The organism is Streptomyces botrytidirepellens (assembly GCF_003721215.1).
GTDB classification, from domain to species: Bacteria; Actinomycetota; Actinomycetes; order Streptomycetales; family Streptomycetaceae; genus Streptomyces; species Streptomyces himastatinicus.
This window is the reverse complement of sequence record NZ_RIBZ01000266.1, coordinates 1-13,650: the sequence shown is the minus strand read 5'-3', so window position 1 is coordinate 13,650 and position 13,650 is coordinate 1. Positions and strand designations below refer to the sequence as shown.

Below are 13,650 nucleotides of genomic sequence, written 5' to 3'. Positions count from 1 at the left end.
CCGCGGCGCTCGCGGCGGCCGTCGGGCTCGCCGCGCCGCCCGCCCCGGCGTCGCCGCCGGACAGCGTGCACTCGGCGAGCGCGTCCAGACCCGTCGGCTTCTCGGCCCGGCGCCCGATGGAGATCGCGATGCGGTCGAGGGTCGACTTCCGCTTGTCCGCCAGCGGACCGAGGATCGCGTTCTGCACGAAGTTCGGGCCGCCCTCGCCCTGGCTGGTGCTCAGCCGCTTGTTCGCCTCGGCGAGCTGAGTGTCCAGAAGGGCGAGGTTACGGTCAACCTCCGCCTTGGCCTCCGCGGGGATCTCCGGAAGGGATCCCTCCACGGCGGGGCAGCTGATGGAGGACGCGGCCTTGACCGACGCCTTCGCCTCGCTGCTGCTGCCGTCCTGACCCGCCATGGCGGCTCCCACCGCGACGGACGCACAGGTGATACCGCCGATGACACCGGCGACGACGATCCGCCGACGATGAAGTAACGGAAGGCCTCGGGACATTGATCACTCACCTCGTTGAGGTCGGACAGGGAATGAGCCCGTCGCGTCCGCTCTCCCACTGCCGCGGGCGCGCCGGGGGTCTCTCGCCCATCAGTACGCCCGGGGTGGCACGGGTGTTCAACGATTCACAGAAAAAAGTCGAAGGGGCCCGGGGAGACTCCCCGGGCCCCTTCGGACCTGGCCTTACGTACGCGGCGCGGTCTGCGGTCAGCGCACCTCGGTGATCTCCGGACCGCGCTGGAGCCGGTCGGCGCCGCCCGCGAACCGCGAGCCCTGCGCCTCCTCCTGCTGCACCCCGTCGGGCACCATCTGCGCGTCGTTCGGCAGCTTGAGCACGATCGGGTCGCGCGGGGCCATCGGGCCCTCACCGCGCACCACGACCGTGTCCTGGAAGATCGCTTCCAGCAGGCTGCCGGTCTCGGGCTGCACGGCGCCCTGCCCGGAGATCACTCCGCGCAGGAACCAGCGCGGCCCGTCGACGCCGATGAAGCGCACCACCTGGACGCCGTTCTTGCCGTCCGGCAGCTGCACCGGCACCTGGGCCCGCAGCTCCCAGCCGAGCGGGCCCTCGACCTCGTCCACCACACCGCCCTGCTGGGTGATGCCGGTGGCGATCTCGTCCCGCACCTCGCCCCAGATGCCTTCCTTCTTGGGCGCGGCGAACGCCTGCAACTGCACGGCACTGTCCCGCAGCACCACGGTCGCGGCCACGATCGCGTCCCCCGCGACCTCCACCCGCAGCTCCATGCCCTCGACACCGGGCACGAACATGCCGCCGAGGTCCACCCGGCCCTCGCCGGGCTCCCGCACCTCGGACACGTCCCACGGGCCGTCGGGACGCGGTGCGGGGGGCAGGCTCACCCTGGGAGCCTCCTCGTCGCCCTCGTCGACGAGGCCCGCCGCGTCCTCCGCGTCCTCGGCCAACTCCTCGGAGGTCACGTCGAGCGACTCGACGTCCTCCTCGCTGCGCTTGCGGCGACGTCCGAACACGTCATCGTCCTTCCCGGTCGGAACCGACCGAAGCGTATCCATTCCCACCCGTTGTGCCGCCCACGGCGGCATGGCCGCCGGTGGACCCGAAGCCCCCTTCGGCCCGCGCCGACCCGGGAAGCTCCGCCACCTCCTGGAAGCGCACCTTCTCGACCTGCTGGACGACCATCTGGGCGACCCGGTCGTAGCGCTCGAACCGCACGCTCTCGCGCGGGTCGAGGTTGACCACGATCACCTTGATCTCTCCACGGTACCCGGCATCGATGGTCCCCGGGGCATTCACCATGGCGACCCCGCAGCGGGCGGCGAGTCCGGACCTCGGATGCACGAAGGCGGCATACCCCTCCGGGAGCGCGATAGACACTCCGGTGGGCAGAACCGCGCGCTCCCCCGGGGCCAGCTCCGCGGCCTCGGTGGTGACGAGATCGGCACCGGCGTCCCCCGGGTGGGCATACCCCGGGATCGGCACCTGGGGGTCCACCCTGCGGATCAACACGTCCACCGGTACGGGAGTCACGGATTCACCTCGAATGCGCGCGCGACCTTCACCTGATCCGGGTCGGCGAGCGCCGCGTTGATCTCCTCCGACCGGCCGTTCTTGATGAAGTGGTCGACCTGCACCTCTATGAAGAGGGCCTGCGCGCGCACCGCGACGGGCCCCTCGGGGCCCCCGATGCGGCCCGTGGCCGCACAGTAGATCTTGCGGCCGTGCACGGCAGTCACCCGTGCCTCCAGGTGCAGCACGGTGCCGACGGGCACCGGCCGGACGAAGTCCGTCTCCAGCCGCCCAGTCACCGCGATCACGCGCTGGAGCCAGTTGAGGGACCCGAGCGTCTCGTCCAGCGCCGCGGTCAGCACCCCGCCGTGGGCCAGGCCGGGCGCGCCCTGGTGGGCGGCGTCCACGGTGAACTCGGCCGTGAGGCCGACGCCCTCGCCCGCCCGCACCCGCAGGCGCAGGCCCCCGCTCTGCTCGCCGCAGCCGAAGCACTGGTCGTAGTGCGCGCCGAGGAGCTCCCCGGGCGCGGGCGCGTCGGGGTGGCGCACGGGTGCCGTGGCGCCTTCCGGCGGCTTCAGCACTGTCGTTCTTCCACTCACAACGGCTGACCTTACCCGCGCGGGATGCCCCGGCAGGAGGCCATGCCAAGCTGATACGCATGCAGCCTTACGACGAACGTCTCACCGCGCCGCGTTCATGGTGGTTCATCGCGATTCTGATCGGGTTCGCCACGGCGTTGATCATGCTGCCCTTCGGCACCCTGCCGATGCTCGGCGGCCTGATCGCGGGCGCGGCGCTGGCGTGTGTCGCGGTGAGTTCGTACGGCTCGGCCCGGGTGCGGGTGGTGGCGGGCTCCCTGGTCGCGGGAGAGGCCAGGATCCCGGTGTCGGCCCTCGGAACCCCCGAGGTGCTGGACGCCGACGAGGCGGCCGCCTGGCGGAGCTACAAGGCCGATCCGCGGGCCTTCATGCTGCTGCGGAGCTACATCCCGACCGCGCTGCGGGTCGAGGTCACCGATCCGCAGGACCCCACGCCCTACGTGTACGTCTCCACCCGGGCCCCCGAGAAGCTGGCCACGGCGCTGACGGCCGTACGCGCCGAGACGGCCTAGGCGGCGCCCTACGGCCTAGGGAGCGTCCTGAGGGCCCTGTTGCGGAGGCTGCGGGCCCTGCCGCGGGGGCTGCGGGGGCTGCGGGCCCTGCTGCGGAGGCTGCGAGGGCTGCGGGGGGTGTGGGGGCGGCAGCTCGCCCGCGGCACCGGGCCGCTCACCGGGGGCACCCGGGGACGGGGGGAGGGCTTCCCAGGGCACCTGGCGGTCGCGCAGATCCTTGCGGATCTTGCGCGCGAGTCTCTTGGTGTCGCGCCGGTTCATCGAGGCGCCGACGGCCGCGCCGACCATGAAGGGCGCAAGGACCGGCAGGCTCCGGAAGCTCCGTCTCAGCACCTGCTGGCGCAGCTCGCGCTTCATCCGGACGTTCAGCGCGGCATTGACGCTGCCGGGGACGGTCGGGTCGATGCCGCGCTCCTCGGCCCATGAGCTGAGGTAGACGGTGGCCCGCTGCCGCACGGTCCCGGGCGCCCGCAGCCCGTAGACCTCGTGCAGCTCGGCGATGAGCTTGAACTCTATGGACGCCACGCCGACGATCTCGGCGGCCAGCTCGGTGGGCACGGCGGGCGGGGCCGGCAGCATCGCCGCGGCACCGACGCCCGCGCCCACGGTGGAGGTGCCGTTCGCCGCACCCGCCACCAGCTTGTCCGCGATCTCTTCCGGGCCGAGCCCGGGGAACTGCTTGCGGAGCGTCGCGAGGTCGCGGACCGGAATACGCGGTGCGTTCGCCACGATCCGGTCGGCGACCGCGTACACCCCCGCCCGGGCACGACCACCGCCCTGCCGGACGCCGCGGCCGAGGGCGGCCGCGAGCGAGGCCGCCCGGCCTCGCTCGACATGTGCCCCGTCCACGCCGCCGTGCTCCGCGTCCACGACTGGCCTGGCCTGCGGCTCAGGCCGCGCAGTCGCGGCAGATCGGCTGGCCGTTCTTGGTCTCGGCGGCCAGCTGGCTGCGGTGGTGCACGAGGAAGCAGGTCATGCAGGTGAACTCGTCGGCCTGGCGGGGCAGCACCCGCACGGACAGCTCCTCGTTGGAGAGGTCCGCACCGGGCAGCTCCAGGCCCTCGGCCTGCTCGAACTCGTCGACGTCGACGGTGGACGCCGACTTGTCGTTCCGCCGGGCCTTGAGTTCCTCGATGCTGTCCTCGTTGACGTCATCGTCGGTCTTGCGTGGGGTGTCGTAATCCGTTGCCATGTCGCTCTCCCCCTCTGGGTGTCTGCGGTGTCTCAGCGCTCGTAACGCGTGAGAGGCCGGACTTGTGCCCGACCTGAGGCGGAGATTTTGCCTCACATCAAGGTCTGTTACTCAATCGACACCCAACCGCACCCCTGAAGAGGTGATCGGGTTGGATGGCCATCGGGACCGTACACGGTCCGAATGTCGCACTCTCGCGCGCCATGACGTGTACTTCCCGTGATCTCGGTGCCTGAAAACCCGGATTTTTACGGCTTTCCGGCAACCGGCACGATCACGCAGAGTGTATGGCTTGAAAATCGCCCATGTGATCGATCACACACGATACAGGCGGTGGGCGGATCACGAAAATTCCGCCCAAAGCGAACACCCCACGAGGGTACTCCCCCTTTCGTCGTTCCGCCGTTCCGCGCTCAGACCGGGAGCACCACCCGCATCACCAGGCCACCGCCCTCCCGCGGCTCGGCCGCGATGCGGCCGCCGTGGGCGCGCGCCACCGAGCGGGCGATCGACAGCCCGAGGCCCACGCCCTTGTCGCTGCCGGTGCGCTCGGTGCGGAGCCTGCGGAACGGCTCGAAGATGGCGTCCATCTCGTACGCCGGGATCACCGGTCCGGTGTTCGCGACGACCAGCAGTGCCTGTCCCTGCCGCACCTCGGTGGTCACATCCACCCAGCCGTGGTCCGGGACGTTGTAGCGCACCGCGTTCTGTACCAGGTTCAGCGCGATCCGCTCCAGCAGCACCCCGTTGCCCTGGACCACCGCCGCCGCCCGCTCGCCCCGGATCTCCACGCCCTTGGCCTGGGCCTCGGCCCGGACCTGTTCGAGGGCCTGGGAGGCCACCTCGGCGAGATCCACCGGCTTGCGGTCCACGATCTCGTTGTCGCTGCGGGCCAGCAGCAGCAGACCCTCCACCAGCTGCTCGCTGCGCTCGTTGGTGGCCAGCAGCGTCTTGCCGAGCTGGACCAGCTCCGGGGACGCCTGCGGATCGGACAACTGCACCTCCAGCAGGGTGCGGTTGATCGCCAGCGGGGTGCGCAGCTCGTGCGAGGCGTTGGCGACGAACCGCTGCTGGGCGGTGAACGCCCGGTCCAGCCGTTCCAGCATCTCGTCGAAGGTGTCCGCCAGCTCCTTCAGCTCGTCGTCCGGCCCGTCCAGCTCGATCCGCCGGGACAGGTCCGAGCCCGCCACCTGACGCGCCGTACGGGTGATGCGGCCCAGCGGCGAGAGCACCCGCCCGGCCATGGCGTAGCCGAACGCGAACGCGACCACGGCCAGCCCCAGCAGCGCCAGCAGCGAGCGGCGCAGCAGCCCGTCCAGGGCGTAGTCGCGCTGCTGGGACATGCACTGGGCCACCGCCCGGTTGAACGCGTCGTTGTTGCCCTGGCTGGGCAGGTGGCAGGTGTCGGAGGGCTTGTAGTCGATCCGCACGATCTGGAGCGGGAACTCGCTGCCCCGGCGGATGGCGTCGGCCGCCAGCAGGTAGATGATCGTCAGCAGCACCACACCGGCGATCAGGAACATCCCGCCGTACAGCAGGGTGAGCCGTATCCGGATGGTGGGGCGCAGCCAGGGGTTGGGCGGCGAGGTGTGCTGCGGGTCCCAGTTGGGCTTGGGCGGTGCCGCCGGCGGAAGCGGGGTCGTGGCCATGCGCGGTCAGATCCGGTATCCCGAGCCGGGGACGGTGACGATCACGGCGGGCTCGCCGAGCTTGCGGCGCAGCGTCATGACGGTCACCCGGACGACGTTGGTGAACGGGTCGGTGTTCTCGTCCCATGCCTTCTCCAGCAGCTGCTCGGCCGAGACGACGGCGCCCTCGCTGCGCATGAGGACCTCCAGCACCGCGAACTCCTTGGGCGCCAGCTGGATCTCCTTGCCGTCCCGGAACACCTCGCGGCGGTTCGGGTCCAGCTTGATCCCGGCCCGCTCCAGGACCGGCGGCAGGGCGACGGTGGTGCGGCGGCCGAGCGCCCGCACCCGGGCGATCAGCTCGCTGAAGGCGAACGGCTTGGGGAGGTAGTCGTCGGCGCCGATCTCCAGCCCCTCGACGCGGTCGCTGACGTCACCGGAGGCGGTGAGCATCAGGACGCGGGTGGGCATGCCCAGTTCGACGATCTTGCGGCACACGTCGTCGCCGTGGACGAGCGGCAGGTCACGGTCGAGGACCACGACGTCGTAGTCGTTGACGGCGATGCGCTCCAGGGCGGCGGCACCGTCATACACGACGTCGACAGCCATGGCCTCCCGGCGCAGTCCGGTGGCCACCGCGTCGGCGAGCAGCTGCTCGTCCTCGACGACGAGTACACGCACGTCGTTCGTCCTTCCCTCATGGCCGCGGCGGGCTCTCGTGCTCCACAGCGTTCGGCGCCTCCATCCTGCCTCGAAGTCTCATAAACCGGCGGTAAGAGGTGCCGGACGGCCGACTTCAAGATCATCAAGAAACTTTTGGTGCCGGAGGTTTCCGCTCCGAGTGGGGTGGGGAGGACGACTGCACACCCCGCGATCACGCCCTGTATGTGGCTATCCATTGACGCCGCCGCCACCCTCAGGGATTCACGTACGTGATCGCTCCCGCCGTCGGCACACCCCCGTGCCACCGACCCACGACGAGGGGGCGCACCATGGACGCGTTCACCGCAGGCATTCTGCAGCGTATAGAGACCACCCAGTCCGATCTGACTCGCGCCCGTGAGACGGGCGACGAGTTCCTCGCCGATGTGGAGCTGGCGGAGCTGGAAGACCTCCGTCGGCTGGCCGCCGAGCACGGCGTCGAAGTAAGCGCCGCTTGATCCAGGTTGCTTGATCCAGTGCGCCGCCGGTTCCGTTCGGCGGCTTGATCACCCGGTGTGACGGAGACCGATCCAGCTCCGGTACGCCGATCCGCCCAGCACGACCGGCACAATCCACGCCGAAGCGCCCCGGTGCCCTCCTGGCACCGGGGCGCTTCGCGTGCCCGGGGGTGGCGGCGGCCCGGCTCAGTCGTGCCAGGCGCCCAGGTCCTCCAGCAGCGCCTGGAGCGGCTCGAAGAGACCGGGGGCGGCGGCGATGGTCAGCTCCGTCGAGGCGGGTATGCCCGGCCGTCCGCCGGTCAGCGCGCCCGCCTCGCGGGCTATGAGGGCACCGGCCGCGTAGTCCCAGGGGTTGAGCCCGCGCTCGTAGTACGCGTTGAGCCGGCCGCAGGCCACGTCGCACAGGTCGATGGCGGCCGATCCGCCGCGCCGGATGTCGCGCACCTGGGGCAGCAGTTCGTGGAGGACCCTGGCCTGCCCGATGCGGCGCTCGCGCACATAGCCGAAGCCGGTGCCGATCAGCGCCTGCTCGAAGGGGGGTGCGGGGCGCACCCGCACCCGCTCCCCGTCGGCGTACGCGCCCTGGCCGAGCACCGCGTGGTACGTCTCGCCGCGCATCGGCGCGGCCACCACGCCGACGACCGTCTCTCCGTCCCGCTCCACGGCGATGCTGACCGCCCAGGACGGGAGGCCGTAGAGGTAGTTCACCGTGCCGTCGATCGGATCGATCACCCAGCGGACACCGCTGCTGCCCTCGCTGCTCGCGCCCTCCTCGCCCAGCACGCCGTCCTGCGGGCGGTGCTGCGCGAGGAAGTCGGTGATCAGCTTCTCGGAGGCGACGTCCATCTCCGTGACGACATCGATCGGGCTGGACTTGGTGGCGGCCACGCCGAGGTCGGCCGGGCGGCCGTCGCGCAGCAGGTCCCCGGCCCTGCGGGCGACCTCCAGGGCCAGATCGAGCAGTTCGGCGTTGAGCGAGTCGGTCATCGTGCTCCTTGGTGGATTACCCGTGCGTCCTGCGTGTGCGCGTGCGACGGCCCTGGAGATCCGCCGGAACGGCCCCCGGCCGGCCCCGGCTAGTCGGCCCCGGCGGCGGCCGGTCGCGGCGAGCGGGCCGGGCAGCAGCCCACCGGGCAGAGGTCGTGGGACGGGCCCAGCCCGCCCAGCGCGCAGCGCTCGGGCGCCACGGGGGCGTCCCCGGCGGCGAACCGCTCGGTGGCGGCGCGCTCCAGCAGCAGATCGCGCACCGCCGCCGCGAACCGCGGATCGGCGCCGACGGTCGAGGCGCGGGCGACCGGCAGGCCCAGGTCGGCCGCCTTGGCGGCCGCCTCGGTGTCCAGGTCGTACTTGACCTCCATGTGGTCCGAGACGAAGCCGATCGGGACCATCACGGCGGCGGGCACGCCCTCGCCGTGCAGCTCCTCCAGGTGGTCGCAGATGTCCGGCTCCAGCCACGGGATGTGCGGGGCGCCGCTGCGGGACTGGTAGACCAGCCGCCAGGGGTGCACGGCGCCGGTCTCCTCCCGCACCGCCTCGGCGATCAGCCGGGCGACGTCGAGGTGCTGGGCGACGTACGCACCGCCCTCGCCGTGGTCCGGGACCGGTCCTGAGGTGTCCGCGGCGGCGGTCGGGATGGAGTGGGTGGTGAAGGCGAGGTGCGCGCCCGCCCGCAGCCCCTCGGGCAGCTCGGCGAGCGCGGCGAGCGTCGCGTCCACCATGGGCCGGACGAAGCCGGGGTGGTTGAAGTAGTGCCGCAGCTTGTCCACGCGCGGCAGCGGCAGCCCCTCGCCCTCCAGGGCGGCGAGCGCGTCCGCGAGGTTCTCGCGGTACTGACGGCAGCCCGAGTACGAGGCGTACGCGCTGGTGGCGAGCACCGCGATGCGGCGGTGGCCGTCGGTGACCATCTCGCGCAGGGTGTCGGTCAGGTACGGGGCCCAGTTGCGGTTGCCCCAGTAGACCGGCAGGTCCAGCCCGTGCTCGGCGAAGTCCTTGCGCAGCGCGTGCAGCAGCTCGCGGTTCTGGGCGTTGATCGGGCTGACGCCGCCGAACAGGAAGTAGTGCTGCCCGACCTCCTTGAGCCGCTCGCGCGGGATGCCCCGGCCCCGCGTGACGTTCTCCAGGAACGGCACGACGTCCTCCGGGCCCTCGGGCCCTCCGAAGGAGAGCAACAGCAGGGCGTCGTACGGGGCGGGGGATGGCTGCGGTGGCTGTTCCGGCATGGTTCTGATCCTGCCACCGGTCCCGGACCGGCGGGAAATGCCCCTGCGCGGGCCCCGGGGTGGCCGTAAGCTGTATCAGCTTCGACGTTCCTTACCCCCTCGGCCCCGCCGACCTGCTCTCTTCGCTCCCGCCGTCCCGTCCCGTCGCTCTGCCCGCCCGNCCTCGGCCCCGCCGACCTGCTCTCTTCGCTCCCGCCGTCCCGTCCCGTCGCTCTGCCCGCCCGCGGAGGCCCCGCCATGCCCGGACCCGGTCCGTACCGTGTGATCTTCGCCGCCCCCGGCGCCAAGGCGTTCTCCGCGGCCGGGTTCATCGGGCGGATGACGGTGGCCATGACGAGCATCGGCGTGGTCACGATGGTCTCCCAACTCACCGGGCGGTACGGGCTCGCCGGGGCGCTGGCGGCCACCCTCGCGCTCTCCGTCGCCGTCATCGGCCCGCAGACCTCCCGGCTGGTCGACCGGTACGGCCAGCGCCGGGTGCTGCGCCCCGCGACGCTCATCACGCTCACCTCGCTGGCCGGGCTGCTGCTGGCGGCCCACCGGGGCTGGCCGGACTGGACGCTGTTCGTGTTCGCCGCCACGGCCGGCTGTGTGCCGAGCGTCGGCTCCATGGTGCGGGCCCGCTGGGCGGCGATCCACCAGGACGCGCCGCGTGAACTGCACGCCGCGTACGCCTGGGAGGCCATCGTCGACGAGGCCTGCTTCATCCTCGGGCCGATGATCGCGATCGGGCTGTCCACCGCCTGGTTCCCGGAGGCGGGCCCGCTGCTGGCCGCCTGCTTCCTGGGCATCGGCGTGTTCTGGCTCACCGCGCAGCGGGCCACCGAGCCCGTGCCGCATCCGCGCGGGCCGCACAGCGGTGGCTCCGCGCTGCGGTCGCGCGCGCTCCAAGTGCTGGTCCTCACCTTTGTCGCGGTCGGGACGATCTTCGGGGCGGTCGACGTGGCGACGGTGGCGTTCGCCGAGGGCGAGGGCCACAAGGCGGCGGCGAGCCTGGTCCTGGCGGTGTACGCGCTGGGCTCGTGCACGGCGGGAGCCGTCTTCGGACTGCTGCCGCTCAAAAGATCGCTGTCTTTCCGCTGGTTGCTGGGTATTTGTGCGATGACCGTGAGTATGATCCCCCTCCAACTGGTCGGGAACCTGTCGTTTCTGGCCGTGGCGCTCTTTGTCGCGGGCCTGGCCGTCGCACCGACGATGGTCACGACCATGGCCCTCGTCGAACAGCACGTACCACGCGCGCGCCTGACCGAGGGCATGACCTGGGTGAGCACCGGGCTCGCGGTCGGCGTGGCGCTCGGCTCGTCGGCCACCGGAGGGGTGGTGGACGCCGCCGGGGCCCGCGCGGGGTACGCGGTGCCGGCCGTGGCCGGGGCGCTCGCGGCGGCGGTGGCGTTCCTCGGGTATCGCCGGCTCCGGCCGGCGCCACAGCGGGAGGGGTCGGGTGCGGATGGCCGTCAAGACCGTAAGAACCGAGCGGAACAGCGTGTGGCGTAACTGGGCGGGGAACGTCATCGCCCGTCCGGTGCGGAGCGTGGCCCCCTCCTCGACCCAGGAGCTGGCCGAGGCGGTGCGCCAGGCCGTGGCGGACGGGCTGCGGGTCAAGCCGGTGGGCACCGGCCACTCGTTCACCACCACGGCCGCCACCGACGGCGTGCTGATACGCCCGGACCGCCTGGTGGGCGTGCGGGAGGTGGACCGGGAGGCGGGCACGGTGACCGTCGCGGCGGGCACCACGCTGCGTCAGCTCAACGAAACCCTGTCGGCCCACGGTCTGTCGCTCAGCAACATGGGCGACATCATGGAACAGACGGTCGCCGGGGCCACCTCCACCGGCACCCATGGGACGGGGCGCGACACCGCCTCGATCGCCGCCCAGATCAAGGGGCTGGAGCTGGTCACGGCGGACGGCTCGGTGCTGCGCTGCTCGGCGACCGAGCACCCGGAGATCTTCGCGGCCGCCCGGGTCGGCCTCGGCGCGCTCGGCGTGGTCACGGCGATCACCTTCGGGGTGGAGCGGGAGTTCCTGCTCACCGCGCGCGAGGAACCGATGTCCTTCGACCGGGTGATGACGGACTTCGAACAACTCGTCGCCGAAAACGAGCACTTCGAGTTCTACTGGTTCCCCCACACCGGCAACTGCAACACCAAGCGCAACAACCGCAGCACCGGCCCCGCCTCCCCCGTCGGCCGGGTCAGCGGCTGGGTGGACGACGAACTGCTGTCCAACGGCATCTTCCAGGTGGCCTGCACGGTGGGCCGGGCGGTCCCCGCCACCATCCCCGGAATCGCCAAGATCTCCAGTCGCGCCCTGTCCGCCCGGACCTACACGGACATTCCTTACAAGGTCTTCACCAGTCCGCGCCGGGTCCGCTTCCTGGAGATGGAGTACGCGGTGCCGCGCGAGGCCGCCGTCCCGGCGCTGCGCGAACTGAAGGCGACCGTCGAGCGGTCGGGGCTGCGGGTCAGCTTCCCGGTGGAGGTGCGGACGGCGCCCGCCGACGACATCCCGCTGTCCACCGCCTCCGGCCGGGACACCGCGTACATCGCCGTCCACCTCTACCGGGGCACCCCGCACCGGGCGTACTTCACGGCCGCCGAGCAGATCATGACCGCGCACGGCGGACGCCCGCACTGGGGCAAGCTGCACAGCCGCGACGCCGCCTATCTCTCCGGGGTCTATCCGCGGTTCGGCGAGTTCACCGCGCTCCGCGACCGGCTCGACCCGGACCGGGTGTTCGGCAACGACTACCTGCGGCGGGTGCTCGGCGGCTGAGCCGCCCGGCCGGGAGCGGGAGCGCCCCGGTCCGCGCCCGCTCCGGCGCCTCCGGCCACGGCGTGGACATTCGTTCCAGCTCGCGGGGGGAAGCGGACTATAAACGAAACGGATCGTTCCGATTCTGACGTTCCTGTGAAACTTGCGGCCCAAAATGCGCCCCACTTCGAAGGATTCGGCGCCGGATCACCACGCCACGCCCGAACTCGGCTGGCGCGCCGCTCCACCCGAGCGGCCCAAATGGAGTACTGTGGCGAGCCCTGGCCCCGCTTTCCCGTCCGGCCGCCCGGACCCAACGGGAGGGGGCAGAGGGCGGCAACCAACCGGCCCGGGCAACTCGGCAAAGTTGTGGCAGGCTGCACCCGGGCAGGCCACACTCGTCTAGCGGGAGAGCAGCGACGCAACCGTGACGTCGGCAGGCACCACCCGGGAGGTCCCCATGCCCGAACTGCGTGTCGTGGCCGTCAGCAACGACGGCACACGGCTGGTGCTCAAGGCTGCGGACAGCACGGAGTACACACTTCCCATCGACGAGCGACTGCGCGCCGCGGTGCGCAACGACCGCGCTCGGCTCGGCCAGATCGAGATCGAGGTCGAGAGCCATCTGCGGCCCCGTGACATCCAGGCCCGTATACGTGCCGGCGCCACGGCCGAAGAGGTCGCGCAGATGGCCGGCATTCCCGTCGACCGCGTGCGCCGCTTCGAGGGCCCGGTGCTCGCGGAGCGCGCGTTCATGGCCGAGCGCGCCCGTAAGACACCCGTGCGCCGCCCCGGCGAGAACACCGGACCACAGCTCGGCGAGGCCGTGGCGGAGCGGCTGCTGCTGCGCGGCGCCGAGAAGGACACCGCGCAGTGGGACTCGTGGCGGCGTGACGACGGCACCTGGGAGGTGCTGCTGGTCTACCGGGTCGCCGGTGAGCCGCACTCGGCGAGCTGGACGTACGACCCGCCCCGGCGGCTGGTCCAGGCCGTGGACGACGAGGCGCGGACGCTCATCGGCGAGGCCGACGACACCCCGGAGCCCAGCTTCCCCTTCGTCCCGCGCATCGCCCGGCTGCCGCGCGACCGGGACCGGGACAAGGACAAGGACAGAGACCGGGACAGAGACTGGGACCGGGGGACATCTTCCGAGCAGGGCGACGACGAGGACGAGTCCGCCCTGCCGGTACCGGCGTCCGCCTCGGTGGATGACGGCCTCGGCGAGCGCGACTCGCTGACCAGTCTGCTGGAGGCCGTGCCCAACTTCCGTGGCGACATGGTCGTGCCCGAGGCACCGGTCGTGGCGCCGCCACCCCCGCCGGACGAGCCGGTGGAGGAGGCGGAGGCCGTCGAGCCGCCCGCCCCGGCGGCGAGCGCGGGTTCGGCGTACGCGGATGTGCTGATGCCCCGTTCCGTCGCGGGCCACCGCGACCGGCTGACCGGTACGACGGACCGCCAGGCGGAGGCGGACGGTGTCCGTCCGGGTCGCCGGGCCGCGGTGCCGAGCTGGGACGAGATCGTCTTCGGTACGCGGCGCAAGAAGCAGGAGTAGCCACCGGGCCGCTCGTTCTCCACAGGCTCCGGGCCCGTCACCGCAGTGCGGTGACGG

The 13,650-nt window shown here is 71.9% G+C and carries 14 protein-coding genes and 1 pseudogene; 5 read left to right on the top strand and 10 right to left on the bottom strand.

The window, feature by feature from the left end; translation table 11 throughout:
• The 4 genes and pseudogenes from EEJ42_RS20860 to EEJ42_RS20845 form a co-directional block, all read right to left on the bottom strand.
• Positions 1–493: pseudogene (locus tag EEJ42_RS20860) on the bottom strand (hypothetical protein); the annotation flags it as partial.
• 207 nt (positions 494–700) lie between these two features.
• Entirely contained in the window at positions 701–1,483 is a 783-nt protein-coding gene (locus EEJ42_RS20855; protein ID WP_179937182.1) for a DUF3710 domain-containing protein, read from the bottom strand.
• A 1-nt stretch (position 1,484) separates the two neighbouring features.
• Complete coding sequence (dut, locus tag EEJ42_RS20850; protein WP_123101737.1) at positions 1,485–2,000, bottom strand: dUTP diphosphatase; 516 nt, start codon at positions 1,998–2,000, stop codon at positions 1,485–1,487.
• Positions 1,997–2,578, bottom strand: a complete 582-nt coding sequence (locus EEJ42_RS20845) for a PaaI family thioesterase (RefSeq protein ID WP_123101735.1) — start codon at positions 2,576–2,578, stop codon at positions 1,997–1,999. The genes dut and EEJ42_RS20845 overlap by 4 nt, the downstream gene beginning before the upstream one ends.
• A gap of 59 nt (positions 2,579–2,637) precedes the next feature.
• On the opposite strand from EEJ42_RS20845, the gene EEJ42_RS20840 reads away from it, so the two are divergent.
• A complete protein-coding gene (locus EEJ42_RS20840; RefSeq protein ID WP_123101733.1) occupies positions 2,638–3,090 on the top strand; it encodes a DUF3093 domain-containing protein in 453 nt (150 codons plus the stop codon).
• 15 nt (positions 3,091–3,105) lie between these two features.
• Here EEJ42_RS20840 and EEJ42_RS20830 read toward each other — a convergent pair whose 3' ends face one another.
• The 4 genes from EEJ42_RS20830 to EEJ42_RS20815 all read right to left on the bottom strand — a co-directional run bounded on the left by EEJ42_RS20830 (position 3,106) and on the right by EEJ42_RS20815 (position 6,591).
• Complete coding sequence (locus EEJ42_RS20830) at positions 3,106–3,960, bottom strand: hypothetical protein (RefSeq protein ID WP_425472932.1); 855 nt, start codon at positions 3,958–3,960, stop codon at positions 3,106–3,108.
• Positions 3,961–3,979: 19 nt separating this feature from the next.
• Entirely contained in the window at positions 3,980–4,282 is a 303-nt protein-coding gene (locus tag EEJ42_RS20825) for a DUF4193 domain-containing protein (RefSeq protein ID WP_123101731.1), read from the bottom strand.
• Positions 4,283–4,695: 413 nt separating this feature from the next.
• Complete coding sequence (locus EEJ42_RS20820; RefSeq protein WP_123101729.1) at positions 4,696–5,931, bottom strand: sensor histidine kinase; 1,236 nt, start codon at positions 5,929–5,931, stop codon at positions 4,696–4,698.
• Positions 5,932–5,937: 6 nt separating this feature from the next.
• Positions 5,938–6,591, bottom strand: a complete 654-nt coding sequence (locus EEJ42_RS20815) for a response regulator transcription factor (protein ID WP_009714539.1) — start codon at positions 6,589–6,591, stop codon at positions 5,938–5,940.
• 311 nt (positions 6,592–6,902) lie between these two features.
• On the opposite strand from EEJ42_RS20815, the gene EEJ42_RS51005 reads away from it, so the two are divergent.
• Positions 6,903–7,070: a hypothetical protein gene (locus tag EEJ42_RS51005; protein ID WP_167542486.1), complete on the top strand. Its 168-nt coding sequence runs from the start codon at positions 6,903–6,905 to the stop codon at positions 7,068–7,070.
• A gap of 186 nt (positions 7,071–7,256) precedes the next feature.
• On the opposite strand, the gene EEJ42_RS20810 is transcribed toward EEJ42_RS51005, so the two are convergent.
• Both EEJ42_RS20810 and EEJ42_RS20805 read right to left on the bottom strand, forming a co-directional pair.
• Positions 7,257–8,057, bottom strand: a complete 801-nt coding sequence (locus EEJ42_RS20810) for an inositol monophosphatase family protein (RefSeq protein ID WP_123101727.1) — start codon at positions 8,055–8,057, stop codon at positions 7,257–7,259.
• Between the two features lie 89 nt (positions 8,058–8,146).
• The gene (locus tag EEJ42_RS20805) at positions 8,147–9,289 is read right to left on the bottom strand and encodes a ferrochelatase (protein ID WP_123101725.1); all 1,143 of its coding nucleotides are present in this window, start codon (positions 9,287–9,289) and stop codon (positions 8,147–8,149) included.
• Positions 9,290–9,526: 237 nt separating this feature from the next.
• Here EEJ42_RS20805 and EEJ42_RS20800 point away from each other — a divergent pair, with 237 nt between their 5' ends.
• The 3 genes from EEJ42_RS20800 (at position 9,527) to sepH (ending at position 13,593) form a co-directional block, all read left to right on the top strand.
• The gene (locus EEJ42_RS20800; RefSeq protein ID WP_123101723.1) at positions 9,527–10,783 is read left to right on the top strand and encodes an MFS transporter; all 1,257 of its coding nucleotides are present in this window, start codon (positions 9,527–9,529) and stop codon (positions 10,781–10,783) included.
• A complete protein-coding gene (locus tag EEJ42_RS20795) occupies positions 10,737–12,062 on the top strand; it encodes a D-arabinono-1,4-lactone oxidase (RefSeq protein WP_123101739.1) in 1,326 nt (441 codons plus the stop codon). The genes EEJ42_RS20800 and EEJ42_RS20795 overlap by 47 nt, the downstream gene beginning before the upstream one ends.
• A gap of 439 nt (positions 12,063–12,501) precedes the next feature.
• Entirely contained in the window at positions 12,502–13,593 is a 1,092-nt protein-coding gene (sepH, locus tag EEJ42_RS20790) for a septation protein SepH (protein WP_246097083.1), read from the top strand.
• Positions 13,594–13,650 lie beyond the last annotated feature (57 nt).

Bases quoted from the DNA above. Each gene is read 5' to 3' on its own strand.
- EEJ42_RS20840 (WP_123101733.1), top strand. From the start codon at position 2,638: ATGCAGCCTTACGACGAACGTCTCACCGCGCCGCGTTCATGGTGGTTC.
- EEJ42_RS20825 (WP_123101731.1), bottom strand. From the start codon at position 4,282: ATGGCAACGGATTACGACACCCCACGCAAGACCGACGATGACGTCAAC.
- EEJ42_RS20820 (WP_123101729.1), bottom strand. From the start codon at position 5,931: ATGGCCACGACCCCGCTTCCGCCGGCGGCACCGCCCAAGCCCAACTGG.
- EEJ42_RS51005 (WP_167542486.1), top strand. From the start codon at position 6,903: ATGGACGCGTTCACCGCAGGCATTCTGCAGCGTATAGAGACCACCCAG.
- EEJ42_RS20810 (WP_123101727.1), bottom strand. From the start codon at position 8,057: ATGACCGACTCGCTCAACGCCGAACTGCTCGATCTGGCCCTGGAGGTC.
- EEJ42_RS20805 (WP_123101725.1), bottom strand. From the start codon at position 9,289: ATGCCGGAACAGCCACCGCAGCCATCCCCCGCCCCGTACGACGCCCTG.
- EEJ42_RS20800 (WP_123101723.1), top strand. From the start codon at position 9,527: ATGCCCGGACCCGGTCCGTACCGTGTGATCTTCGCCGCCCCCGGCGCC.
- EEJ42_RS20795 (WP_123101739.1), top strand. From the start codon at position 10,737: ATGGCCGTCAAGACCGTAAGAACCGAGCGGAACAGCGTGTGGCGTAAC.
- sepH (WP_246097083.1), top strand. From the start codon at position 12,502: ATGCCCGAACTGCGTGTCGTGGCCGTCAGCAACGACGGCACACGGCTG.